The organism is Acinetobacter terrae (assembly GCF_002135195.1).
Taxonomy (GTDB): domain Bacteria; phylum Pseudomonadota; class Gammaproteobacteria; order Pseudomonadales; family Moraxellaceae; genus Acinetobacter; species Acinetobacter terrae.
Genome location: NZ_NEGF01000001.1, coordinates 178,328 through 200,006 on the forward strand (window position 1 = coordinate 178,328; position 21,679 = coordinate 200,006).

Consider the following 21,679-nt stretch of genomic DNA (forward strand, 5'->3'; position numbering starts at 1 on the left):
CAAAAAAAAGAGACCACGCTGAGAGCGTGGTCTATAAAAATGGTGGCTATGACGGGACTTGAACCTGTGACCCCCGCATTATGAGTGCGGTGCTCTAACCAACTGAGCTACATAGCCATAAACTGTGTGCGCATTATCTAAATTTCAGCGAGTAGCGTCAAGCCCTTTGTTTTACAAGTGTTCAGACTTTAAGCAATTTAAAATTTTTAAGTTAATATTTAAACAAACCCCGCTTTTATTCATGATATTTTTCCCATTATTCTCCCCAAAGAAAAAGCTCAATAGAGCGAGAAGCATATGAATCAATTCAAGTTAATCTGTATAAGCCTAGTTGCCATTGTGGGTACAGGCTGCCAAGTGATTTCCCCTCTATTTGTGAACTACAATGGCGTACGTATGGATGTGGCACGCTGGATCAACAATCAGCAACTGCTGAGCATGCAACAAAAACGCAGTCTGGCCCAGCTCAGTAAAGCACAGCAAAAACTCTATCGAATTGAACAAATTCCAGAAGATCAAAAATTAGCGATTGCCAAACAAAACCAGATCGCATTGCATTGCGCATATCAGCATTTAACTGAACATAAAATTAGTCAATTACAATTGATGGTGTTCGGTCCAGAGAAGAAAGACGCTATTTTAGAAAAATACGATCAAGAATTTCCAAAAATTAAACTGGCAGCAAGCGCCATTCAGTGCGAATAAATTATTTTTTAAATATAAATTTTAAGCATAAAAAAAGGTCACGCTTATAGAAGCGTGACCTATGAAAATGGTGGCTATGACGGGACTTGAACCTGTGACCCCCGCATTATGAGTGCGGTGCTCTAACCAACTGAGCTACATAGCCAAAACTGTGCGCGTATTATCTATTTCAACATGCTGTATGTCAAGAAATATCACACAATAATTGTAAAAAAATTGGTGAAGTGAGCCGATAAGCCGGGTTCTGTCGTGAACGATCATTCCTCTAGGCGCACAATCACTCGTACGCTCAAGCGACCTACCCGAATCCAGCACGGGCCGTGCCTCAGGATTCCTATTTGGTCTTGCTTCTGGTGGGGTTTACCTTGCCGTGAACTGTTACCAGACACGCGGTGCGCTCTTACCGCACCCTTTCACCCTTACCATCTCTCTTGGTCTCCCCGAAGGGAAATTGCAAAGATGGCGGTCTACTCTCTGCTGCACTTGCCGTCGGCTTTCACCGCCCAGGCGTTACCTGGCACCCTGCCCTATGAAGCCCGGACTTTCCTCCCCTGTTTCAATCACGAAGATCTACACAGCAGCGATCGTCTAGCTCACTTCGGGGCGCATCTTATCAAACTTCAGCACTAATTGCTTGTGGTTTTTTGAGCAATCAGTTTTTTATATTTATCCATCAATTGATCTTGTGACTCCACATGCTCTGGGTCATTCGGAATACAATCGACTGGACAGAATAATTGACACTGGGGTTCATCAAAATGCCCGACACATTCGGTACATAAGTTTGGGTGAATTTCATAAATGATTTCACCCATAAAAATGGCCTCATTCGGGCACACCGGCTCACACACATCACAATTGATGCATTCATCGGTAATATATAAAGACACGCTACCAACCTTGCTGCTGTTTCCGTTTAAAGGCTTCAACCACCGCTTGCGGTACAAACTGGGTCACATCACCATTTAAACGTGCTATTTCACGTACCAACGTAGATGAAATAAAAGAATATTGCTCTGAAGGGGTTAAAAACACCGCTTCAAAATTCGAATCAAGGCGACGATTCATATTGGCCAATTGAAATTCGTACTCAAAGTCAGATACTGCACGCAAACCACGAAGCACTGCTGTAGCTTTTTGTTCGCGGAAAAAATTCACCAACAAACCATCAAAGCCGACAAACTCTACATTGGGCAAGTGACTTAACGAACTCTGCGCCAAATCCACTCGCTCTTCTAAACTAAAGACTGGATTCTTATGATGACCAATGGCAATGGCAACCACAACTTCATCAAACATTTTCGCTGCACGTGACACTAAATCGATATGACCATTGGTGATTGGATCGAATGTGCCCGGATAAATAACGCGAGTTTTAGACATCCATTTGTACTCTAGTTTATTGTGTAGATACTTATTTTAACAAAAACTTGTTTTTTTAGTGAATAATCCTCATAAATTTAAAAAACTTCATCTTGGTTCGAGTTGCGGTACAATAGCAGTAAGATTGGAAGTATCAGATTATGGCGAAAGCAAGTATTGTAGTTAAAAAAAATAACGGTGGAACTATTGCACTTAACAAACGTGCCCGCCACGATTATTTTATTGAAGAGAAGTTTGAAGCTGGTCTTTCATTACAAGGCTGGGAAGTAAAATCCATGCGTGCAGGTCGTATGACCATCGTAGAAAGCTATATTACCTTTAAAAATGGTGAAGCCTTCTTGTTTGGTGCACAGGTTCAGCCTTTGCTGAGCGCATCATCACATGTTGTGCCTGAAGCAACACGTACGCGTAAGTTGTTATTGAACCGCCGTGAAATTGAAAAGTTAATGGGTGCGATTAACCAGAAAGGTTATTCATGTGTTCCATTGGCGTGTTATTTCAAAGGTCCAAAAGCGAAACTTGAAATTGCCTTAGTGAAAGGTAAACAGCTGCATGACAAACGTGCGACTGAAAAAGACCGTGACTGGCAACGCGATAAAGCCCGAATTTTCCATAAATAAGTTTTTATCTATAAAACAAAAAACCTCCATCTGGAGGTTTTTTAATATTCACATCAATCTGCTTTTATTTTAGTTTAGCCAGCAATAAGCCGATATATTCACCAAACCAGATGGCTGTATCTAAATCACCCTGTGGCGGAGTTATTTCAACCGGTGCGTTATCGGACTGGGTCATTAAGCCTAAAAAGCTCGACATCCGGTTCAAATCCTGCGCACTACGTCCTGTGGGCATCATCGGCAAGCCTGTCCACAACATGCCATGTTGCATGGCAAACAAATTAATCTGCTGCAATACTGCTAACTTGTCACCGCTCAATCCACCACCATTGGTGAAACCTGCTGCGATTTTGCCTTGCCATGTGCGTGCCAACCAGCGTTTGGAAGACTGCTCCATAAATAACTTCAAAGCAGCAGTTAGACTCCCCATATAGGTTGGGCAACCGAAAACAATCGCATCAGCTTGATCCAGTACATCCCAATCGACGTGTTCAATGTTCATGCAATGCACATGAATGCCTGTTTGCTTGGCACCCTGAGCAATAAAAGAGGCTACTTTTGCAGTATGTCCATAGGGGCTGTGATAAACGATGGCAAGAGATTTCGAAGATAAAGACATATCAATAAAAGCAGTAAATTTTAAGCAAGTTTAACAGTTTCAAGCCATAAACACGAATGTGGCCATGCGTCCTGTCTTTGCTTCACGGCGATAGGAAAAATATTCTTCCGCTTGCTGGTAGCTACACTGGTCACCACCAAGTACAACTTCAACACCTTGCTGCTTCAGAATAAATCGTGCGATGGCATACAAGTCGGCATAAAACTTGGCGGATTTTCCACTGTCTTTAAAAGCACTCTCCAGTTCAGGATATTTTGAACAAAAAGCGAATTTGACTTCTTCACCAATTTCAAAACATGGCTGGCTGATCGCAGCACCTAACCATGCCCAAGTTGGCTGACTTTGCATGCTCGCAATGGTATTTTCAACAATACCATTGGCCAAGCCTCGCCAACCGGCATGCAAATTGGCTATTTCCGTTCCATCCACATTGCCGAGTACTACAGGCAAACAATCCGCAGTCATCATCATTAAAGCATGCGCTTTACGCTGGGTGACCAGACCATCACCTTCCAGTGCATGAAAAGGAATTTCTTCATTGATGGTATGACAAATGGTACTGTGCGTTTGTGTCATCCAGCTGACTTTATCGACGCCGAATTCAGCAAACTCGTGTAGTAACGCCATACGATGCTGCTGCACACGCTTTGCATCATCATGGACATGCAATGCCAGGTTAAATCCTGCAAGTTCAGGTTGAGCAGAGGGTTGAGTTTTTTGATGATGCACTCGTGTCTGCCCAACAAATACGCCTTGTGGAAGCCCTTGAACAAATTGCATGTCTCTTTCCTTATGATTCATAGCAAGCGATAAAATAGCTTAGTAGGCTTGGTTTTCGCTACGTAACACTTCAACCAATTGAGCAAAGTCATCTGCCCACGGTGCTTCAAACATCATATCTTCACCTGAACGTGGATGAACCAGGCCAAGTTTTGATGCATGTAATGCCTGGCGTTTAAAGCCACGCAAAGTTTCACCCAGTAATTCAGAAGCACCGGCAGGAACGCGGACACGATTCATATATACCGGATCACCGACCAGACCAAAACCCAGATAACTAAAATGAACACGGATTTGATGGGTACGACCGGTTTCCAGACGCGCTTGTACACGCGTGAAATGCTGGAAGCGCTCTTTCACATTGTAATGTGTTACCGCATCCTTACCACCCGGCAAGATGGCCATTTTAATACGATCAACCGGATGACGTTTAATCGGCTCATCAATGGTACCACCGGCAATAATTTTGCCGTAAACAACCAGATCATAAACACGGTAGACGGTTTTCTTCGCCAACTGCTTACTCAATGCAAATTGAGATTCCAGATTTTTCGCAACCACCAGCAAACCGCTGGTGTCTTTATCAATACGGTGTACCAGACCGGCACGTGTCAACTCAGCCGATTTAGGATAATGATGCAACAAGGCATTCACCAAGGTACCCGAGCTGTTGCCCGCACCTGGATGAACCACCATGCCGACCGGTTTATTAATGACAATAATGTCGTCATCTTCATAAACAATATTCAATGGAATATCTTCAGGCAAGCTTTTGGTTTGAACTTCCAGCTCAACATTGAGTGTTAAAAGCTCATTGCCTTCACATTTATACTTGGGCTTGACAGTGTTACCATTTACCAACAAATGGCCATCTTTCAGCCACTGCTTCAATTTTTCACGGGAAAAATCGTTCCAGACCAGAGCTGCAACCTGGTCGATACGTTGCCCTAAATAGCTTTCATCCAATTGAAATTGCAACGATAAACGTGTTGCAGTTGAGTCTGAAGTATGGTTATCTGCATCCTCAGAATCTTCAAGTAAATTGAAATCAGTTTCAGGGAAATTAGAATTAGAAGATTGTGCTTGACTCATTTGCTCATTCAGACAAAAGTGGTTTAATAGTGCAATTGTAGCTCATTGCCCGTATTAACAGAGGAATTTTTATGTCGTTACCACGTTATAAAATGACAATGCTTGCTTTATCTTTAGGCGTTGCGTCGGCAATAGCGGGCTGTAGCAGTAATCCAAAGAAAGATGTTGTGGACACAGGACCACAATCTAGCGAGCAAGTTTATATTCAAAAAGCTGAAAAAGCCCTTGAACGTGGTCAATATACTGACGCGGCTAAGCATCTTGAAGCGCTAGATACTTATTACCCTACAGGTGATTATGCGCAACAAGCACAATTAGAATTGTTGTACGTTAAATTTCAACAAAAAGATTATGAAGGTGCCATTGCACTTGCTGAACGTTTTATTCGCTTAAATCCACAACATCCAAATGTGGACTATGCTTACTATGTTCGTGGCGTGGCGAATATGGAACAAAACTATAATGGTCTATTACGCTATACCTCATTAAAGCAGGCACACCGTGATGTCAGCTATTTAAAAGTGGCTTATCAGAACTTTGTCGATTTCATTCGTCGTTTCCCATCGAGCACTTATGCAGTCGATGCAGCCCAGCGTATGAAGTTTATTGGTACTGAATTGGCTGAAGCCGAGATGAATGCAGCGCGTTTTAATATCAAGCGCAAGGCATGGTTAGCTGCAGTTGAACGCTCACTATGGGTGGTTGAACATTATCCACAAACGCCTCAAGTGCCTGAAGCCTTAGCCACAATTGCCTATGGTTATGACAAATTAGGTGATACCCAAACTTCAAAGCAATATATTGAAGTGTTAAAGCTCAATTATCCAAACCTGGTTAAAGCTGATGGTAGCGTGAATCTTCGTGCTGCACGCAGTGAAGGCAGCTGGATTAACCGCGCAACTTTAGGTGTATTTGGACGTGAAGCGCAGACTTCAACAGAGGCAGAGCAACAACAAAGCTCTGAAGATGGGGGAAAACGTAGTATCACCAATCGTTTAAGTTTTGGTTTATTAGATCGACCACAAACAGAAAGCAGTATTCCTGCACCGAAACAGGAAACGATTGAAGAACCGACTACAGAAGAAGCTCCAGCAACTAAATAAGCCGAGCTTACTGGTCGCATTTTCATGAAGGGCAAGTTATCATACTTGCCCTTTTGTTATTTTAACCGATCATATTGATCATTTTGTGCAAAAGGTATACAAATTAACTTTTAACAGCTGATGCACTTTTAACATAGCTAACTTCTGACAGCCTATTTGTCAGCCATTTTTAATAGATAGATCACAACCCGATTGCATACGTATGGCTATTCCTCAACACACGATTGATCAAATATTAGATCGAACAGATATTGTCGATCTGATTGGTCAGCGCGTGAAACTTAAGAAAACCGGTCGCACCTATTCAGGTTGCTGCCCTTTTCATCAGGAAAAATCGCCCTCGTTCCATGTTTATCGAGACAAACAATATTTCCATTGCTTTGGTTGTCAGGCTAACGGTAATGCCATCCGCTTTTTAATGGATATCGACGGTCGTAATTTTGTCGATGTGATGAAAGATCTGTCGAGCCAAACCGGCATTGAACTTCCTAAAGATAATCAAGATTCAACTAAACTCAAATACAAACGTGAAGCAGCAAAGCCTCAGCCGGTTGCGAAAAAAATTGAACCCAATACTCAAAATGCTGCAGCGAATTTACAACAAAATTCTCATGCCCCATCACCGGTAACAATGGATCACGACCCTTTTGCAGAATTCCAAATGCAAGAGGGTGCGTTCTATGGCAATGATCCATTTACGGCGTTTGATCAAGCGACAGCACCCTTTGAAGATATTCCTCAAGACGGTAACTTATACGATTTATTGGAAAATATTGCGCTCTATTATGAGCAGCAATTACCGCATAGTCAGACCGCACAGCAATATTTCAAACAGCGTGGTTTAAGTGCTGAAACTATTGCTTATTGGCGTTTAGGTTATGCACCTGAAGACTGGCAACACCTTGAAAAAGCCTTCCCTCAAGACATAGAAGGTTTAAAATTACTGGGTCTGATTCGTACCAGTGACAGCGGTCGTGGCTTCGACTTGTTACGTGACCGTGTGATTTTCCCGATTCGAGATTCTAAAGGTCGTGTAGTTGGCTTTGGTGGTCGTGCTTTAAATGATGAAATCAAACCCAAGTACATTAACTCGCCAGATTCTGATGTCTTTCATAAAAACCGACTGCTGTATGGTTTATATGAAGGACGCAAGCAAAAAGCTCAAGACTGGTTGATGGTTGAGGGTTATATGGATGTCATTGCCCTGCAGCAATATGGCATCTATGGGGCTGTAGCGACGCTAGGGACAGCCAGTAATACCGAACATCTAGATATTTTATTTAAGCAAAATCAACGCATTACTATTGCTTTTGATGGTGATGCTGCGGGACAAAAAGCGGCGCGTCGTACTTTAGAAATTGCTCTACCCTTGTTAAATGATGGTCGTGAACTTAAGTTCTTCGTACTCCCGAATGATCATGATCCGGATTCGCTGATTCGTCGTGAAGGTTTGGAAAGCTTCCAACGCATGCTGCAAGCTGCGCCACTTTTATCTGAGTTTATTTTTGCCTATTTAACTCAGAACCATAACAGCACATCGCCTGAAGGTAAAAGTCAGGTCATGGGCGAACTCAAACAGCTCACTGAATTGTTGCCAAAACATGGTTCTTACCGTTATTTGTTGCAGCAATATTTCCGTGAAAAGCTCGGTTATAGCCGCAAATGGCAGCCGCAAGTCAACAATGACGCATCTTTAAGCTTTAGCACCAAAATTGATGCTGAAGAATATGTGATTGCAATTTTGATGAATCACCCTTATTTGTATATTCATTTTGAACCGCTGAGTGCTTTAATTTCACAAGATCAATTGCTGTTTAAAATTTTAAATATCTTTAATGTGATTTTTGATGATTTACCGGATGACACCGAATTATCGCAATATTATGTCTTAGGTGCATGTGCAGCGTACCATCATGAATTACAGCATATTTTACAGAATGCGAATATCAGCGATTACACTTCATCACCAGAGCAAGCAGATAAGCTTGCAGCGGATTTATCTACAAAATTACAGTATGAATTTCTAACGAAAAAGATGAAATCGAAAAAATTTAGCAGCATTGCAGAAATGAAGAATCTAAAACTGCGCATTTCCGAGATTGCAAAAAAAAGGGCACTTACGCTTATAGACGAATAAGTGGCCATACGCTAAAACTAAAAAATTAATAAATTATTTTTTAGTTTTACGACGCTTTGCAAAGATATCTTCCAAATCATCACGCATCCATTCAAAACAACTTGGATCTTCAGCTTTCGCCGCTTGACGTAATAGAATAGAAGTAGGATGGAGTAATTTTTGGGTTAAGCGATGCGAAAATTCTTGTAGAACCTGTTCGACATTTTCACCGGTTGCAATTCGAGACATCGCTAGAGCTAACTCTTCCTGTCTTAGAACTTCGCCTTGTTCACGATAAGCATGAATGGTACTGCCTGCTTTGTTGATTTTTTGCTGGGTCAGCAATTCTGTGGCTAACTGATTGACCATCACTTCTGCTTCAACAGCCGCCTGACGACGTTGGGCAAGATTGTCATCAATTACACTTTGTAAATCATCAACGCCATATAAATACACGCCATCTAATGATTCTACTTTGGGATCAATATCACGCGGAACAGCCAAATCCACCAACAGCATTTGTTGATAGCGACGTTTTTTTAATGCGGTTTTAACGTCCTTGTAAGCGATCACTTGATGCAAACTTCCAGTGCAGCTTGAAATCACATCTGCACGATACAAATTTGCAGCCAATTCGGAAAAATCGATAATTTCCACATCTACACGATGAGCAATTTCTTGCGCCAGTGTTTCAGCACGGGCACGCGTTCGATTACAAATCAGTACTTTCCCCACGCCCATTTCAGCCAAATGTTTCGCCACCAAGCTATTCATTTCACCAGCTGCAACCACCATCACGGTCAGTTTTTCAGGCTTGCTAAAGACTTGAAGGGCAAGTTGAGCAACAGCATAGCCCATGGAAACCGCATGACTACCTACCGCAGTTTCCGAGCGAACGCGCTTGGCTGCGTAAAAAGCATATTCAAAAATTCGGTTTAAATTTGGAGAAACGGTATGGGCATCTTTAGCCAGAGAAAGTGCAGACTTTACTTGTCCTAAAATTTGCGGTTCACCCAGCATTAAGGAATCAAGACCACTGGCAACCCGCATCAAATGCGTCACAGCCTGCGCATTTTCATAGCGATATACATGATTTAACAATTGTTTAGCATCTAGGCCATTTGCCTGGGCGAGCCAATTCATTACCATGTCTGCATCTTCAGACATCGCATAAACTTCAGTTCGATTACATGTAGAAACCACGACCATATCATTCAAGTCATGGTTTTGGCTTTGCTCGGCAAGCAGTTGCGTTAACTTTTCAGGGTTAAAAGCAATCTGTTCTCGCAGTTCTACAGAAGCGGTTTGATGGTTGACACCTAATGCAAAGAAAGACATATCAGATCATCATTTCGCTAAATTTATGCTATTGTGCAATATTGGTGTCATAAAAAGCATTACTTGGATCAAGAAAAATTGCGTCAAACAAATAGCCGAATAAGCGGCGCGACAATTAAGCAATATTCTACCACATTCTTACTTGTGGGTAGCATGGCTTCGAGTGCTCATATTAGAGCATCCGGAGAAATTTATCATGTCAATTCAAACTATAATGCCATAAAACAAAGCATGATTGCCGAGTTTGCACTGACCTATCACGACGTTCCAACAGCATTGCATAACTACACCGTGCTTGCAATTAAAAGCAGCTCAACCACGGTTAAACAGCGTGCTTTAAATGTTGCACTGGAACAAAATGACTTGAAAGCTGCGCTCGATATTGCAACACATTGGGTGGTTCAGGAACCTACAGATGTTCCGGCTTTATTTTATCTTTCACATATTGCCCTGAAATCGCATGAGTATGAACTGGCATCCGAAACACTCGATAAAATTTTAAATATTGACCCCAATGCAGACTTGGAAAAGATCCTGGTCGGAATTGCACCGGAACAACCTGAAGACCGAGAAGTTCTACTGGATGCTTTAAGCAAAAGTAAAGAACGGGACAACCCATCTGTCTTGATACTGATTTCAGGCTTGGAAGCGCAAAATGGACAGTTAGAGCAAGCGCTTCTCACGGTTAATCGTGCGCTTAAAAAACGCCCAAAAGTCACTGGCTTCATCTTAATGAAAGCCAATTTACTCAGTGCTTTAGGTGATGAAGAAGCCACCCTAAAATGGTATGACAAATCCAGTCGTAAACATAAATCCAATCTAGAAGTTCGCTTGGCTGAAATTAAGTATCTGATTAAAATTAATAAATCCAAGGAAGCCCTGGATAAACTCGAAAACATTCTCAAGAAATGGCCACATGAGGAAGAAGCCCTGTTCATTGCAGGCTTAACCAGTATCGATTTGGAAGAATATGAAAAGGCGGAAAAGTTTTTAGTTGAGCTTCGATATTCTAATCAATATCAAAACGAAGCCTATTATTACTTAGCCGTGAATGCCGAAAGAAAGCAACATTTTGAAACTGCAAAAGCCTATTATCGCCTGGTGGATGGCAGTCTCTACACTGTTTCACGCCGAAACATGATTAATATTTTTTCAGAGCAAAAACAGCTTAGCGATGCGCTACGGTTTTTAACCCAAGAACGGGTAAATTACCCTCAACATGCCAGTTTCTTGTATCAGGCTCAGGCCGATATTCTAAAACGTATGGGCAATAAAAAAGCAGCCATGCGCCTGCTCGATGAGGCCATCAAAAACATCCCTGACGACCCTGAACTGATCTATTCAGAAGTACTTTTGCTCGACGCTTATCAGGATCAAGATAAGCTTGATAAATTATTGAAAAAATTACTGGAAATTGAGCCAAACAGCCCAACTTATCTAAATGCTTACGCCTATACACTAGCGTTACAAAACAGACGACTAGATGAAGCCAGACAGTATGTTGAACATGCTTTGGAATTTGCACCAGAACAAGCTTCGATTTTAGATACGCTCGGCTATATCACCTTTTTACAAAACGACTTTAAGACCTCCGCGCTGGTTTTAGAAAAAGCGTATGAGATGAGTCAAAGTGTTAAAATTGGTGTGCGCTATGCAAAAGCGCTATACATGCAAGGTGATCTGACAAAATTTAATCATGTGTTACAACAATTACAAAAAAAACACCCCAATGATCCTCAATTAGAGCAACTGAAATCGTTATTGTTACCGCCACAGATGAAAAAGAGTTAATGATCTTTATGCGTATTTTTTCAAAATTCAGCTTAACCCTGATCGCCACAAGCACACTAGTTCTGACAGGTTGCCAACAATTTACGCAACCTCAAGCTCCAAGCGTTTCCCAAATACCTGAAGCAGCAAACAATTTTAACCTGCAGGGTAAAATTGGGGTAAAAACACCGGGACAATCTGGCAGTGCATTTTTCACCTGGGTACAACAACAGGATGAATTTGACATCGAGTTAAGCGGAATTTTAGGTGTGGGTAAAACGCAAATTTCAGGCACTCCAGGCCAGGTCACCTTAAACAGTGCCAAAACTGGACTCATCCAAGCTGAAACTCCAGAAGAATTACTGCAGCGTGCCACTGGCTGGCAAGCACCGATCACCCATCTGGTGGATTGGGTTCAAGCCAAACCTGCAACCACACAAGCGAAAATCAGCAAGGATGAAAGCAATCGCCCAATCCAGTTTTTGGAAGATGGCTGGACTGTTAACCTCAGCTATAACGCTCAAGCGCAATTACCGAATAAATTGATTTTGAAGCAGACTCTTGAATCCGGTCAGGAAAACCGTATTACAATGGTCATTCAAAATCGCTAAATCTTAAAAAGTTCAAAATTCTATGATTCGTGTTCCCTCTCCTGCCAAGCTCAATCTTTTTTTGCATATCACAGGTCGTCGTGACAATGGCTATCATGAATTGCAAAGTATTTTCCAACTGATTGATTTAACTGATTGGTTGGAATTCACCCAAACGGATGACTTGACGATTTCAATTGATGGCTTGAGTAGTGTGGATTTAGGACAAAACTTAATTTTTAAGGCCACACAAATTTTAAAACCCTTTGCAACAAAGCCAACTGGTTTAAAAATTACCATCGAAAAGAACATTCCGATGGGTGCAGGACTCGGAGGTGGCTCCTCCAATGCTGCCACCACCCTGATTGTGGTGAATCAATTGTGGCAGTGCGGTCTAAATATTGAACAATTGGCTGAGTTAGGTCTAAAACTCGGTGCCGATGTTCCGATTTTTGTACATGGTCGTAATGCATGGGCAGAAGGCATTGGTGAACACTTAACATTCATAGACTTAGATCAAAAACAATACATTGTGTTAAAACCTGACTGTTTTATCAGCACTCAACTGCTTTTTTCACAAAAAACGTTGACAAGAGACACGAAGCCTACTAAATTTTGCGCCTATCAGTTAACGCCATTTAATTTTGGAAATAACTTTGAGCCTTTGGCAAGAAGTCTATATCCTGAAGTGAATGAAGCGATGCAGTATTTAGACCAGTTCGGTATTGCAAAACTTACAGGTACAGGTGCTTGTGTTTTTACTGAAGTAACTTCTGATATGAATATTGATGAGATTTTAGCTCATTCACCTTGTAAAGCTTACTTGGTCAATAGTTTAAATGAATCACCATTACGTCATTTCAAGGTTATATGATAGGGGCGTCGCCAAGTGGTAAGGCACCGGGTTTTGATCTCGGCATCCGTTGGTTCGAATCCAGCCGCCCCTGCCATCATTTTCATCTGTAGATTACTGTATTAGGGGCGTCGCCAAGTGGTAAGGCACCGGGTTTTGATCTCGGCATCCGTTGGTTCGAATCCAGCCGCCCCTGCCATTTAAACCAGTGGTTTAAATAAACATTACAGTGGTCAAATTTAGGGGTATCGCCAAGTGGTAAGGCACCGGGTTTTGATCTCGGCATCCGTTGGTTCGAATCCAGCTACCCCTGCCATTTTCTCAAAAAAGACAGAACAGAGTTTGCATGTTCATTTGTTAATTTACCTTGACATAGAACAGTAAAAATATTAAAGTTCTGCCGCATTAGGGGCGTCGCCAAGTGGTAAGGCACCGGGTTTTGATCTCGGCATCCGTTGGTTCGAATCCAGCCGCCCCTGCCATCTATTTTCAAACATTCCAACCGCCAAGGGTGCTTCATGCCCAATCTTGTCGTTTTTAGTGGAACTGCACATCCACAATTCGCCCAAAAAGTCGTAAGCCACCTGCACATTCCTTTAGGTGCAGCATCTGTAGGTCATTTTTCTGACGGTGAAATTGCTGTCGAAATTACTGAAAATGTTCGTGGTAAAGACGTATTTCTCGTACAGCCTACTTGTGCCCCAACGAATGACAACCTTATGGAAGTCCTCGTTATGGCCGATGCTTTACGTCGTGCAAGCGCAGGTCGTATTACTGCTGTCATTCCTTACTTCGGATATGCTCGTCAAGATCGTCGTCCTCGTTCAAGCCGTGTGCCAATCACTGCAAAAGTTGTAGCAGATATGCTGACAACTGTAGGTATTGACCGCGTTGTAATGATCGACCTTCATGCTGACCAGATTCAAGGTTTCTTCGACATCCCTGTAGACAATATCTACGGTACTCCTGCGTTACTTGCTGATCTTCGTCAACAGCAACACCATAATCTTATGGTTGTTTCTCCAGACGTTGGCGGTGTAGTTCGTGCACGTGCTGTAGCTAAGCAAATGGGTGATATCGATCTCGCAATCATTGATAAACGTCGTCAAAAAGCAAATGAATCACAAGTGATGCATTTGATTGGTGATGTGAAAGATCGTGACTGCGTAATCGTGGATGACATGGTGGATACTGCTGGTACTTTGTGTAAAGCTGCTGATGCACTGAAACAATTTGGTGCTCGCCGTGTTGTTGCCTATGCAACTCACCCTGTACTTTCTGGTAAAGCCCTTGAGAATTTGAAAAATTCTGTACTCGACGAACTTGTCGTAACAGATACTATTCCTCTTTCTCAAGAAGCATTAGAACTTGGTAAGATTCGCCAAGTTTCAGTAGCTGGTATGGTTGCTGAGACAATTCGTCGTATTAACAACGAAGAATCTATTAGCGCAATGTTCGATAGTTATCTATAATACAGCGCTAAATTTTAAAAGCCCTGCCCTCTGGTGGGGCTTTCTATCACTGAACTGGTCGAAGGTTCAGTCAATTAAACTCAATGAGGAAATGTCATCATGGCAAACTTCGTATTAAATGCAGTAGCTCGTGACGAATCAGTACAAGGGAAAGGTTCGAGCCGCCGCCTTCGTCTAGAAAACAAAGTTCCAGCAATCATTTACGGTGGCGAAGCTGCTCCTGTAACTGTTACTTTAGAACTTCGTCAACTTGTTAAATTTCTTGAAGACAATTCTTTCTTTGAAGAAGTAATTGAAATTCAAGTGGGCGATAAAGTTGAAAGCGTTAAAATCCAAGCTTTACAACGTCACCCAGCTAAAAACACTCCAATGCACGCTGACTTTAAACGCGCATAAGTGTTAACGGTATAATTAGTGTCAAAACTTTCGCTAATTGTCGGTTTGGGCAATCCTGGTAAGGAATACGCCCAAACCCGCCATAATGCAGGCTTCTGGTTCGTTGAACGCCTTGCAGAACAATATGGCATTTCCCTCAAAGCCGATCCTAAATTCTACGGAATCAGCGGTCGCGGTAATATTGAAGGTCAAGACGTTCGTCTGCTTTTACCCACAACCTTTATGAATGCCTCTGGCAAAAGTGTTGTGCCCTTCGCAAAATTCTATCAAGTTGCCCCAGAAACGATGCTGATTGCGCATGATGAGCTGGATATGAATCCCGGTGTAATTCGCCTAAAAACAGGTGGTGGTCACGGTGGTCATAACGGTTTACGCGATATCGTTCCGCATCTAGGTTCTAATTTCCATCGTTTACGTATTGGTATTGGTCATCCTGGTGAAAAAGAACGTGTATCCGGACATGTACTCAGCAAAGCGCCTAGCAGCGAACAAGATTTAATCGATGATGCCATTGCTCACGCTTTATCTCGCATTAAATTGCTGGTAAACGGTGACATACAGCAAGCCATGAATCAAATCAATGCTTATAAACCGAACTGATTATTCCATAAATTGTTGAACAATCCTTCTTGCCATGTTGCTTATTTCGGAGCAAAATGCGTTTTCTGCGGATTACTGATCCAGTAAGAAGTGATTTGATTTAACCATAAGATAAAATCTTAGGCCCACTAAGGAGACGCTAGCCATGCTATCTCGTTTATTAAAAGCTAAAATTCACCGTTGTGTCGTTACACAAGCAGAATTACATTATGAAGGTTCTTGTGCAATTGACGGCGTGCTATTGGATTTGGCCGGTATCCGCGAATATGAAGAAATTCATATGTGGAACGTGACTAATGGTAAGCGTTTTACCACTTATGCAATTCGTGGTGAAGAAAACTCAGGCATTATTTCAGTCAATGGCGGTGCTGCTCTTCAAGCTGATGTTGGCGATCTGATGATTATCGCAACATTTGGTGATTTCACTGAAGCTGAAGCGAATGCACATAAACCACGTCTTGTTTATGCCAACCCAAACAATACTGTAAATCACACTGCGAACTGTATTCCTGTTCAAGTGGCTTAAAATTTAAAGATATTAAAGAGCTCGCCTTATGCGGGCTTTTTTATTGCCTGCTGATTTTAACTTTATTATTCACATAATTACTATCGATATGACTGATTGATCTATAGAAAGCTGCGACCTTGATTTAAAACAAGTCTATAATAATTGCACATCGCTTCAGGGCGGGGCGAAATTCCCCACCGGTGGTAAATTCAGCTTGCATGCGCAATGACTGAATCAGCCCACGAGCTTGTCAATTTTTATTAAAAGATTGACTCGCAGATTTGGTGAGAAACCAAAGCCGACGGTATAGTCCGGATGAAAGAAGACGACGTAACGGATATTTATATTTGATATATCGCTGCGACCCCATTTCTGCATCAGTCCTGAAATGTTCAACCGTATTTTTATTTTACGAGAGCGTTTCAATGTCTAGTTTGATTCAACCCGAAATTTTCTTTTCAGCCCTTCCTCCAGCTGAACAACGTATCCAAAAAGCATTAGAAGATATCCGCCAAGGCAAACCGGTTTTGGTGATGGATGACTTTGACCGTGAAAATGAAGCCGATCTCATTGTTGCGGCAGAAACACTAACTGTTGAAACCATGGCACGTATGATTCGTGATGGTTCAGGTATTGTTTGCTTATGCTTAACCGATGAATTAGCCAATCATTTGCAACTCCCACCGATGGTGACTGACAACTCAAGTCAGTTTAAAACAGCATTTACCGTAACCATCGAAGCGGCGAAAGATGTAACAACTGGCGTTTCAGCAAAAGACCGAACAACTACGGTGAAAGCAGCCATTAAAGATGGTGCGATCGCAAGTGACTTGAACCGTCCAGGTCATGTCTTCCCTTTACGCGCCCGTAACGGTGGTGTACTCACCCGTCGTGGGCATACTGAAGGTACGATTGATTTAGCACGTTTAGCAGGTTTAAAACCTGCAGGTGTTTTGTGTGAATTAACCAATCCTGATGGCACCATGGCGTCTGGTATTCAAGTTCTATCTTACGCGCAAACTCATCATTTAACCGTGATTACCATTGAAGAAATTGTGCAGTATCGCTTAGCACATAATCTTTAAGATTAAAAAAATAAAAGCCCCCTACGCGGGGCTTTTTATTATTCAAAACTTTTACAACCATGTGGAATACACACCATATACCGCAATTAAAATGAGTATTGCACCCCAAGTCGCCAGCAATTTACTGTAAATCTTAGATTTAGATAAACGATTAAAGCTCAAATAAACCACCGATAAAGTGGCAAAATCCAGCACGATCCAGCTCAGAGTCAGAATCCCAAGACTGATATTCAACTAAGGCGTGATCTGTATGAACTGCGGGAAAAATGCAGCAAAGAAAATAATATCTTTAGGATTAGAAATATAGCCCCCCCCCTGTTTAAAACCACCATTCATTGATTTGGATTTTAATTACGACGCTGATTCATCTTCTTTAGAAAACAAAACTTCTTTTAAAATTTGAAAGCGTAGATAAGCAATATACAAACAACCTAGAATTTTAATGCCGTTAAACCACTGCTCATTAATATCCAGAAAACCGTTCAGAACCAAAATGGAAACAGTGATTAAAATTAGCAAGGCAAAGTTGGTGCCAAATATCGTTTGCAAGGCTTTGCGATCCACTCCTTTTAGCCTTCATTTACGATCAACATCATGACTGGTCCATGGGGTCACAATCATGATGACGACATCCATGCAGTACAAGAGGTATTCTGCGAGATGCACTTTTTAGACTCTTTAACAATCACTTTTAATTTTTTTTAAAATTTCAAATAAAAATGATGTGTTTAATCTTCTTCCATCATCTGTAATAAATTATGGCTAATACCATCGGCACGTAAAAAAGCGAAATCATAACTTGCTGTAGCCAAAGCCAGTACCCGACGTTCAAATTCCTGCCAGAGTGGTTTTACCTGTTTACCCTGAATACCCAAACCACTTTCTTCGGCTAAATTTTTATTCTTCTCACAAATTTTAAGTGCATGATAAAGCTTGCGACCTTTGGAGGCATCATCACGTAAGCGAACCCGTTTAGATAAGACAAAGCCCTCCACATGGCGCAAATCAGCATGCGGCAACATCGGTACCAAAATTTGATCCAGTTGCGCATCCAGACGCTTCCACACCGCAGTGTGCTGTTCAGGCGTGTATGTATTCCACTGAATCACTTCATGGTTAAAGCGACGGCAACCACGGCATACTGAATCACCAAATACCGTAGAACAACGCCCTGCACATGGGGTCAAAGAAGCAATTCGACGGTCAGTACTCAAAACACACTCCTACACAATTTAAAAATCAATAAAATTATCTAACAAACGCTTTTAACTAAAGATCGATTTGATCAATAACAGCCTATATCGGCATCTTTCGCTCAATAACCATATTTTAGTTATGGTTTTCTCGCTTATTCATACAATTCACGTTAAAATACGCGCCTTGAATTTTGTCCTATCATAATACATTTGGAGTATTCCATGAATGCTACTGTAGAACAGCTTGCACCTGTAGAACAGCAAGCGACCACAAGTTGGGTTGTTGCAGCACTATATCAATTTAAAGAAGTTCAAGATCCTGCCGATCTTCAACAACGTCTTTTAGACTTGGTCAACAGCATTAACTTGTGTGGAACTCTAATTGTAGCCGGTGAAGGTATTAACGGTACTGTGGCTGGGGATCGACAAGCGGTTGATCAAATTCATGCCTTTCTTTTGAATGAAGGCTTTAATGCTATGGAGTACAAAGAATCTCATAGCGATGAAAAACCTTTCCGTAAAATGAAAATCAAGCTCAAAAAAGAGATTGTGACTTTAGGTGTGGAAGTTAAACCACGCGACCTAGTCGGTCACTACCTAGATCCTAAAGAATGGAACGAACTGATTGCACGTGATGACGTGATCCTGGTGGATACGCGTAATGACTACGAATATAAAGCAGGCACATTCAAAGGTGCTCTTGACCCTAAAACTGAAACTTTCCGTGAATTCCCAGAATATGTAAAAGAAAACCTTGCACAACATAAAGACAAGAAAATTGCGATGTTCTGTACAGGTGGTATTCGTTGTGAAAAATCAACTTCGTTATTGCTTCAAGAAGGCTTTAATGAAGTTTATCATCTGAAAGGCGGTATTTTAAAATACCTGGAAGAAACGCCTGTTGAAGAAAGTATGTGGGAAGGCGAATGTTTCGTATTTGATGGTCGTACTGCGGTTACCCATGGTGTAGAGGAAGGTCAGAACATTAAGTGTCATGCATGTGGATGGCCTTTACTTCCTGAAGAAGCTGAACTTCCAAGTTACGAACATGGTGTATCGTGCAAATACTGCATCGAAAAAACCACAGAGCAACAAAAAGCCGGTTTCCGCATGCGTCAGTCTCAAATTGCAGCAGCTAAACGCAAACGTCTGTAATCTCTGATTTGTAAAGTTATATATAAAAAGCCCTCACAAGAGGGCTTTTTATTTACCCAAAATAAACAATAGATAAGAAAAGATCACCAAGTTTCACCATTAATGCATGCTAAGTCTCAAATAATTTGATAATCTGGTAGTTAAAATTAGAATAAAACTATAACCCATTAATTTTTAACGTGAAAAGTTAATATATAACGTGAAAAAGGAGTTAAATTATGCCAAGATCAATTAGCCGTTCAGTCAATTATGCGAAGCGTGTTCACCTTATTCGTGAAAAAAACCATCAAAAAATAGAAGAAATAAAAATGGTTTTAGAGCAAGAATCACATCTTTTTATTGTGATTTTAGGTGCTGTCATTGGTAGTATTTTATCTATATTTATTGCCTATCACTTAAAACCCAATCTGTTTGAATATGCAATGCTCAGCGCGATTCCTTTCGCACTGTCGTATAGCTTAAGAAAGGTCTACATTCATACACTGGTACATAGCCAAGAATAAGCAAATTTAATTACTTGGCTTTACTTTACCCTATAATAAATAAACTTTAGGATAGTTCAGATATCACTATTATTTTTATAAACTTATGAATCTGACTGAGTGGATTATTTCCATTATGGAGCAATTGGGCTACCTTGGTATTGCCCTGCTCATGTTCCTCGACAATATTTTCCCTCCCATCCCATCTGAAATCATTATGCCGTCCGCTGGCTATTCTGCATCACAAGGGGAGCTACTTTTAGTTGGCGTGATTATCGCGGGTTGTATAGGCTCTCTGGTTGCGGCCGCTATACTCTATTGGATTGGCTATAAGTTTAATCATGACAGTATTTTTCGTTTTGTAGATCGCTATGGCAAATATCTTTTTATAAAATCACCAGATGTCAAAAAATCTTTGGACTGGTTTGAGCACTATGGTCACAGGATTGTCTTCTTTGGCCGCATGATTCCAGCAGTTCGTTCGTTGATTAGCATCCCTGCTGGCATGAGCCACATGCCTTTCTGGAAATTCATGTTCTACAGTAGTCTAGGTACAATTATCTGGACGACATTCTTAGCTTGTGTAGGTTTTTATTTTGGCGAAAACCAAGCCTTGATGCAGAATATTTTTAGCCAAGTCAGCCATTTTATTATTATCGTTGTCATCGCCATGATTATCTGGATTCTATACCGTAGACATCAAGGTAAAAATCGTCCATCCTGATTACAGGTTCTCATCAGGAGACTAAAACGATGTCGCATTATCTTAAATATTTTGCAGTCGTTTATAGTATTGCCTTGATCGTGCTGGTCAGCATATTGATTTATGGTCTAAAGCTCGGAGCCATCACCCTGCTACCTGGCCTGATTGCTTCTGCCTTTCTGAGTGCCAGACATTTTGTCAAAAAAGAACAACGCTTACCGAACAACAAAGAAAAAAACACACTGGTTTGGGGATCAACAGTAGTCGCCATGACCATTGGCTTTATCATGATGTTTGTGCTCATTTTTATGCATCCACGTGCTGAGGAAATTCTGATAACCTTAGGTCATGCCGGGAGAGCCAGCTATTCATTCCTGATGGCTGGCGCTATGCGCTACACGGGCTGATCTTTTATATTGCCTATAATGGCTATGCCCGATATTCCCTCAGTAAGCAAAAATAAGTCTTTCACTGAAGCGCCCTGCCAATGATGAAAATCCGCGCATAAAAAAAGCACCATTAAAGGTGCTTTTTTACAACTTATTTGAATTAGTTTGGTGTGTGATACATCAAATAAATTTCATTTAAGTTTTCTGGAATTTCCTCAGCAATTTCGTCCATAAGCTGACCATTGCGACGGAAAGATTCCATTTGTGGGTCTTCGTCATCCACACCACTAAAGACCATCATTGGTAAAGTTAAATCTACCAACTGTTCTTCATGTTCAGGTGTGAACCAAGCATCTTCGTTTAAGAACATTGCATCAACGAAGCCAACACTCCAGTCGCCTAAACTTGATTCAACATCAGCTTCTTCAATTTCAAAAGGAAATTCGATTCCTTCTTCATTGGCTAAGTTTTGACGAATTGCTTCTAACCATGCTTTTACTTGTGCAATCATTTCAGCAGGAACTTTCTTTTGATTGTTATCGAAAAGTTCATCGAGCCATTTATCAAAAGTTGGTCCAACAGCAGTTGCACATAAAAAACCATGAGTTGCCGCAAAATCTAGACCATGTTCATTTTGGTCGCCGTCTAGATATTCGCTCAATAAGTCTAAATCTAAAGCACTCATTTAAAATCCAAGTTCAGTAAAATAACTGCGGATAGCATAGCA

The 21,679-nt window shown here is 41.3% G+C and carries 23 protein-coding genes, 6 tRNA genes, 1 other RNA gene, 2 pseudogenes and 1 riboswitch; of the genes and pseudogenes, 20 read left to right on the forward strand and 12 right to left on the reverse strand.

The genetic code is table 11. The annotated features are described in order from the left end of the window. Positions 1-40: 40 nt before the first annotated feature. Positions 41-117 (reverse strand) — tRNA-Met (locus tag B9T23_RS00855). Between the two features lie 180 nt (positions 118-297). On the opposite strand from B9T23_RS00855, the gene B9T23_RS00860 reads away from it, so the two are divergent. Beyond that, complete coding sequence (locus B9T23_RS00860) at positions 298-705, forward strand: hypothetical protein (RefSeq protein WP_171263027.1); 408 nt, start codon at positions 298-300, stop codon at positions 703-705. Between the two features lie 68 nt (positions 706-773). Here the strand turns inward: B9T23_RS00860 and B9T23_RS00865 are convergent. The 4 genes from B9T23_RS00865 to coaD form a co-directional block, all read right to left on the reverse strand. Next, positions 774-850: transfer RNA gene (locus tag B9T23_RS00865), tRNA-Met, on the reverse strand. 72 nt (positions 851-922) lie between these two features. Continuing rightward, an RNA gene (gene rnpB / locus B9T23_RS00870) (RNase P RNA component class A) lies at positions 923-1,305 on the reverse strand. A gap of 26 nt (positions 1,306-1,331) precedes the next feature. Then, positions 1,332-1,595, reverse strand: coding sequence for a YfhL family 4Fe-4S dicluster ferredoxin (locus tag B9T23_RS00875; protein WP_086192482.1), 264 nt, complete (start codon positions 1,593-1,595; stop codon positions 1,332-1,334). A 1-nt stretch (position 1,596) separates the two neighbouring features. After that, positions 1,597-2,088 carry a pantetheine-phosphate adenylyltransferase gene (gene coaD, locus B9T23_RS00880; RefSeq protein WP_067724010.1) on the reverse strand — a complete coding sequence of 164 codons (492 nt, stop codon included), beginning with the start codon at positions 2,086-2,088 and terminating at the stop codon, positions 1,597-1,599. Positions 2,089-2,228: 140 nt separating this feature from the next. Here coaD and smpB point away from each other — a divergent pair, with 140 nt between their 5' ends. Beyond that, on the forward strand, positions 2,229-2,708 hold the full coding sequence (gene smpB / locus B9T23_RS00885; RefSeq protein ID WP_067724009.1) for an SsrA-binding protein SmpB: 480 nt from the start codon (positions 2,229-2,231) through the stop codon (positions 2,706-2,708). Between the two features lie 64 nt (positions 2,709-2,772). Here the strand turns inward: smpB and B9T23_RS00890 are convergent, their stop codons facing one another. From B9T23_RS00890 to rluD, 3 genes are read right to left on the reverse strand one after another with little or no spacing between them, the layout of a single operon-like run. Continuing rightward, complete coding sequence (locus B9T23_RS00890) at positions 2,773-3,324, reverse strand: flavodoxin family protein (RefSeq protein WP_086192499.1); 552 nt, start codon at positions 3,322-3,324, stop codon at positions 2,773-2,775. A gap of 39 nt (positions 3,325-3,363) precedes the next feature. Further along, complete coding sequence (gene pgeF / locus B9T23_RS00895) at positions 3,364-4,104, reverse strand: peptidoglycan editing factor PgeF (protein WP_086192501.1); 741 nt, start codon at positions 4,102-4,104, stop codon at positions 3,364-3,366. A 39-nt stretch (positions 4,105-4,143) separates the two neighbouring features. Continuing rightward, positions 4,144-5,196 (reverse strand): 23S rRNA pseudouridine(1911/1915/1917) synthase RluD, encoded by a 1,053-nt coding sequence (rluD, locus tag B9T23_RS00900; protein WP_086192503.1) that lies wholly within the window; start codon positions 5,194-5,196, stop codon positions 4,144-4,146. A 71-nt stretch (positions 5,197-5,267) separates the two neighbouring features. Here rluD and B9T23_RS00905 point away from each other — a divergent pair, with 71 nt between their 5' ends. Both B9T23_RS00905 and B9T23_RS00910 read left to right on the forward strand, forming a co-directional pair. Then, the gene (locus B9T23_RS00905; protein ID WP_086192506.1) at positions 5,268-6,299 is read left to right on the forward strand and encodes an outer membrane protein assembly factor BamD; all 1,032 of its coding nucleotides are present in this window, start codon (positions 5,268-5,270) and stop codon (positions 6,297-6,299) included. A 202-nt stretch (positions 6,300-6,501) separates the two neighbouring features. Next, positions 6,502-8,436: a DNA primase gene (locus tag B9T23_RS00910; RefSeq protein ID WP_086192508.1), complete on the forward strand. Its 1,935-nt coding sequence runs from the start codon at positions 6,502-6,504 to the stop codon at positions 8,434-8,436. 33 nt (positions 8,437-8,469) lie between these two features. Here B9T23_RS00910 and hemA read toward each other — a convergent pair whose 3' ends face one another. Beyond that, positions 8,470-9,753, reverse strand: coding sequence for a glutamyl-tRNA reductase (gene hemA, locus B9T23_RS00915; RefSeq protein WP_086192510.1), 1,284 nt, complete (start codon positions 9,751-9,753; stop codon positions 8,470-8,472). 78 nt (positions 9,754-9,831) lie between these two features. Between hemA and B9T23_RS00920 the strand changes: the two genes are divergently transcribed. The 12 genes from B9T23_RS00920 (at position 9,832) to ribB (ending at position 17,027) form a co-directional block, all read left to right on the forward strand. Continuing rightward, on the forward strand, positions 9,832-11,544 hold the full coding sequence (locus tag B9T23_RS00920) for a tetratricopeptide repeat protein (RefSeq protein ID WP_086192844.1): 1,713 nt from the start codon (positions 9,832-9,834) through the stop codon (positions 11,542-11,544). Between the two features lie 8 nt (positions 11,545-11,552). After that, positions 11,553-12,134, forward strand: a complete 582-nt coding sequence (gene lolB, locus B9T23_RS00925; protein WP_086192845.1) for a lipoprotein insertase outer membrane protein LolB — start codon at positions 11,553-11,555, stop codon at positions 12,132-12,134. 22 nt (positions 12,135-12,156) lie between these two features. Continuing rightward, positions 12,157-12,987 (forward strand): 4-(cytidine 5'-diphospho)-2-C-methyl-D-erythritol kinase, encoded by an 831-nt coding sequence (gene ispE / locus B9T23_RS00930; protein WP_086192513.1) that lies wholly within the window; start codon positions 12,157-12,159, stop codon positions 12,985-12,987. A gap of 1 nt (position 12,988) precedes the next feature. Next, a tRNA-Gln gene (locus tag B9T23_RS00935) sits at positions 12,989-13,063 on the forward strand. A 27-nt stretch (positions 13,064-13,090) separates the two neighbouring features. Continuing rightward, positions 13,091-13,165: transfer RNA gene (locus B9T23_RS00940), tRNA-Gln, on the forward strand. A gap of 42 nt (positions 13,166-13,207) precedes the next feature. Continuing rightward, positions 13,208-13,282: transfer RNA gene (locus B9T23_RS00945), tRNA-Gln, on the forward strand. A gap of 91 nt (positions 13,283-13,373) precedes the next feature. After that, a tRNA-Gln gene (locus B9T23_RS00950) sits at positions 13,374-13,448 on the forward strand. A 36-nt stretch (positions 13,449-13,484) separates the two neighbouring features. Beyond that, entirely contained in the window at positions 13,485-14,438 is a 954-nt protein-coding gene (locus B9T23_RS00955; protein ID WP_067724000.1) for a ribose-phosphate pyrophosphokinase, read from the forward strand. 99 nt (positions 14,439-14,537) lie between these two features. After that, complete coding sequence (rplY, locus tag B9T23_RS00960; protein WP_067723999.1) at positions 14,538-14,834, forward strand: 50S ribosomal protein L25; 297 nt, start codon at positions 14,538-14,540, stop codon at positions 14,832-14,834. An 18-nt stretch (positions 14,835-14,852) separates the two neighbouring features. Beyond that, the gene (gene pth / locus B9T23_RS00965; protein ID WP_086192516.1) at positions 14,853-15,434 is read left to right on the forward strand and encodes an aminoacyl-tRNA hydrolase; all 582 of its coding nucleotides are present in this window, start codon (positions 14,853-14,855) and stop codon (positions 15,432-15,434) included. Between the two features lie 145 nt (positions 15,435-15,579). Further along, on the forward strand, positions 15,580-15,960 hold the full coding sequence (panD, locus tag B9T23_RS00970; RefSeq protein ID WP_067723997.1) for an aspartate 1-decarboxylase: 381 nt from the start codon (positions 15,580-15,582) through the stop codon (positions 15,958-15,960). Positions 15,961-16,109: 149 nt separating this feature from the next. After that, a riboswitch (FMN riboswitch) is annotated at positions 16,110-16,273 on the forward strand. 94 nt (positions 16,274-16,367) lie between these two features. After that, positions 16,368-17,027, forward strand: coding sequence for a 3,4-dihydroxy-2-butanone-4-phosphate synthase (gene ribB / locus B9T23_RS00975; RefSeq protein WP_086192518.1), 660 nt, complete (start codon positions 16,368-16,370; stop codon positions 17,025-17,027). A gap of 51 nt (positions 17,028-17,078) precedes the next feature. Here ribB and B9T23_RS00980 read toward each other — a convergent pair. Both B9T23_RS00980 and B9T23_RS00985 read right to left on the reverse strand, forming a co-directional pair. After that, a pseudogene (locus B9T23_RS00980) lies at positions 17,079-17,693 on the reverse strand (LysE family translocator). Positions 17,694-17,755: 62 nt separating this feature from the next. Beyond that, positions 17,756-18,241 carry a DUF1289 domain-containing protein gene (locus B9T23_RS00985; protein ID WP_086192521.1) on the reverse strand — a complete coding sequence of 162 codons (486 nt, stop codon included), beginning with the start codon at positions 18,239-18,241 and terminating at the stop codon, positions 17,756-17,758. Between the two features lie 204 nt (positions 18,242-18,445). On the opposite strand from B9T23_RS00985, the gene trhO reads away from it, so the two are divergent. The 4 genes and pseudogenes from trhO (at position 18,446) to B9T23_RS01005 (ending at position 21,026) form a co-directional block, all read left to right on the forward strand. Further along, a complete protein-coding gene (gene trhO / locus B9T23_RS00990) occupies positions 18,446-19,378 on the forward strand; it encodes an oxygen-dependent tRNA uridine(34) hydroxylase TrhO (protein ID WP_086192522.1) in 933 nt (310 codons plus the stop codon). 218 nt (positions 19,379-19,596) lie between these two features. Further along, positions 19,597-19,881 (forward strand): FUSC family protein, encoded by a 285-nt coding sequence (locus tag B9T23_RS00995; RefSeq protein ID WP_086192525.1) that lies wholly within the window; start codon positions 19,597-19,599, stop codon positions 19,879-19,881. 85 nt (positions 19,882-19,966) lie between these two features. After that, positions 19,967-20,584 (forward strand): DedA family protein, encoded by a 618-nt coding sequence (locus tag B9T23_RS01000; RefSeq protein ID WP_086192528.1) that lies wholly within the window; start codon positions 19,967-19,969, stop codon positions 20,582-20,584. Between the two features lie 29 nt (positions 20,585-20,613). After that, positions 20,614-21,026, forward strand: a pseudogene (locus B9T23_RS01005) (ABZJ_00895 family protein). 86 nt (positions 21,027-21,112) lie between these two features. Here B9T23_RS01005 and B9T23_RS01010 read toward each other — a convergent pair. Next, entirely contained in the window at positions 21,113-21,637 is a 525-nt protein-coding gene (locus tag B9T23_RS01010) for a YecA/YgfB family protein (protein WP_067723990.1), read from the reverse strand. Positions 21,638-21,679 lie beyond the last annotated feature (42 nt).

Coding starts and splice junctions, on each gene's coding strand:
- B9T23_RS00860 (WP_171263027.1), top strand. CDS start 298: ATGAATCAATTCAAGTTAATCTGTATAAGCCTAGTTGCCATTGTGGGT.
- coaD (WP_067724010.1), bottom strand. CDS start 2,088: ATGTCTAAAACTCGCGTTATTTATCCGGGCACATTCGATCCAATCACC.
- smpB (WP_067724009.1), top strand. CDS start 2,229: ATGGCGAAAGCAAGTATTGTAGTTAAAAAAAATAACGGTGGAACTATT.
- B9T23_RS00890 (WP_086192499.1), bottom strand. CDS start 3,324: ATGTCTTTATCTTCGAAATCTCTTGCCATCGTTTATCACAGCCCCTAT.
- pgeF (WP_086192501.1), bottom strand. CDS start 4,104: ATGCAATTTGTTCAAGGGCTTCCACAAGGCGTATTTGTTGGGCAGACA.
- rluD (WP_086192503.1), bottom strand. CDS start 5,196: ATGAGTCAAGCACAATCTTCTAATTCTAATTTCCCTGAAACTGATTTC.
- B9T23_RS00905 (WP_086192506.1), top strand. CDS start 5,268: ATGTCGTTACCACGTTATAAAATGACAATGCTTGCTTTATCTTTAGGC.
- B9T23_RS00910 (WP_086192508.1), top strand. CDS start 6,502: ATGGCTATTCCTCAACACACGATTGATCAAATATTAGATCGAACAGAT.
- hemA (WP_086192510.1), bottom strand. CDS start 9,753: ATGTCTTTCTTTGCATTAGGTGTCAACCATCAAACCGCTTCTGTAGAA.
- lolB (WP_086192845.1), top strand. CDS start 11,553: ATGCGTATTTTTTCAAAATTCAGCTTAACCCTGATCGCCACAAGCACA.
- ispE (WP_086192513.1), top strand. CDS start 12,157: ATGATTCGTGTTCCCTCTCCTGCCAAGCTCAATCTTTTTTTGCATATC.
- B9T23_RS00955 (WP_067724000.1), top strand. CDS start 13,485: ATGCCCAATCTTGTCGTTTTTAGTGGAACTGCACATCCACAATTCGCC.
- rplY (WP_067723999.1), top strand. CDS start 14,538: ATGGCAAACTTCGTATTAAATGCAGTAGCTCGTGACGAATCAGTACAA.
- panD (WP_067723997.1), top strand. CDS start 15,580: ATGCTATCTCGTTTATTAAAAGCTAAAATTCACCGTTGTGTCGTTACA.
- ribB (WP_086192518.1), top strand. CDS start 16,368: ATGTCTAGTTTGATTCAACCCGAAATTTTCTTTTCAGCCCTTCCTCCA.
- trhO (WP_086192522.1), top strand. CDS start 18,446: ATGAATGCTACTGTAGAACAGCTTGCACCTGTAGAACAGCAAGCGACC.
- B9T23_RS00995 (WP_086192525.1), top strand. CDS start 19,597: ATGCCAAGATCAATTAGCCGTTCAGTCAATTATGCGAAGCGTGTTCAC.
- B9T23_RS01000 (WP_086192528.1), top strand. CDS start 19,967: ATGAATCTGACTGAGTGGATTATTTCCATTATGGAGCAATTGGGCTAC.
- B9T23_RS01010 (WP_067723990.1), bottom strand. CDS start 21,637: ATGAGTGCTTTAGATTTAGACTTATTGAGCGAATATCTAGACGGCGAC.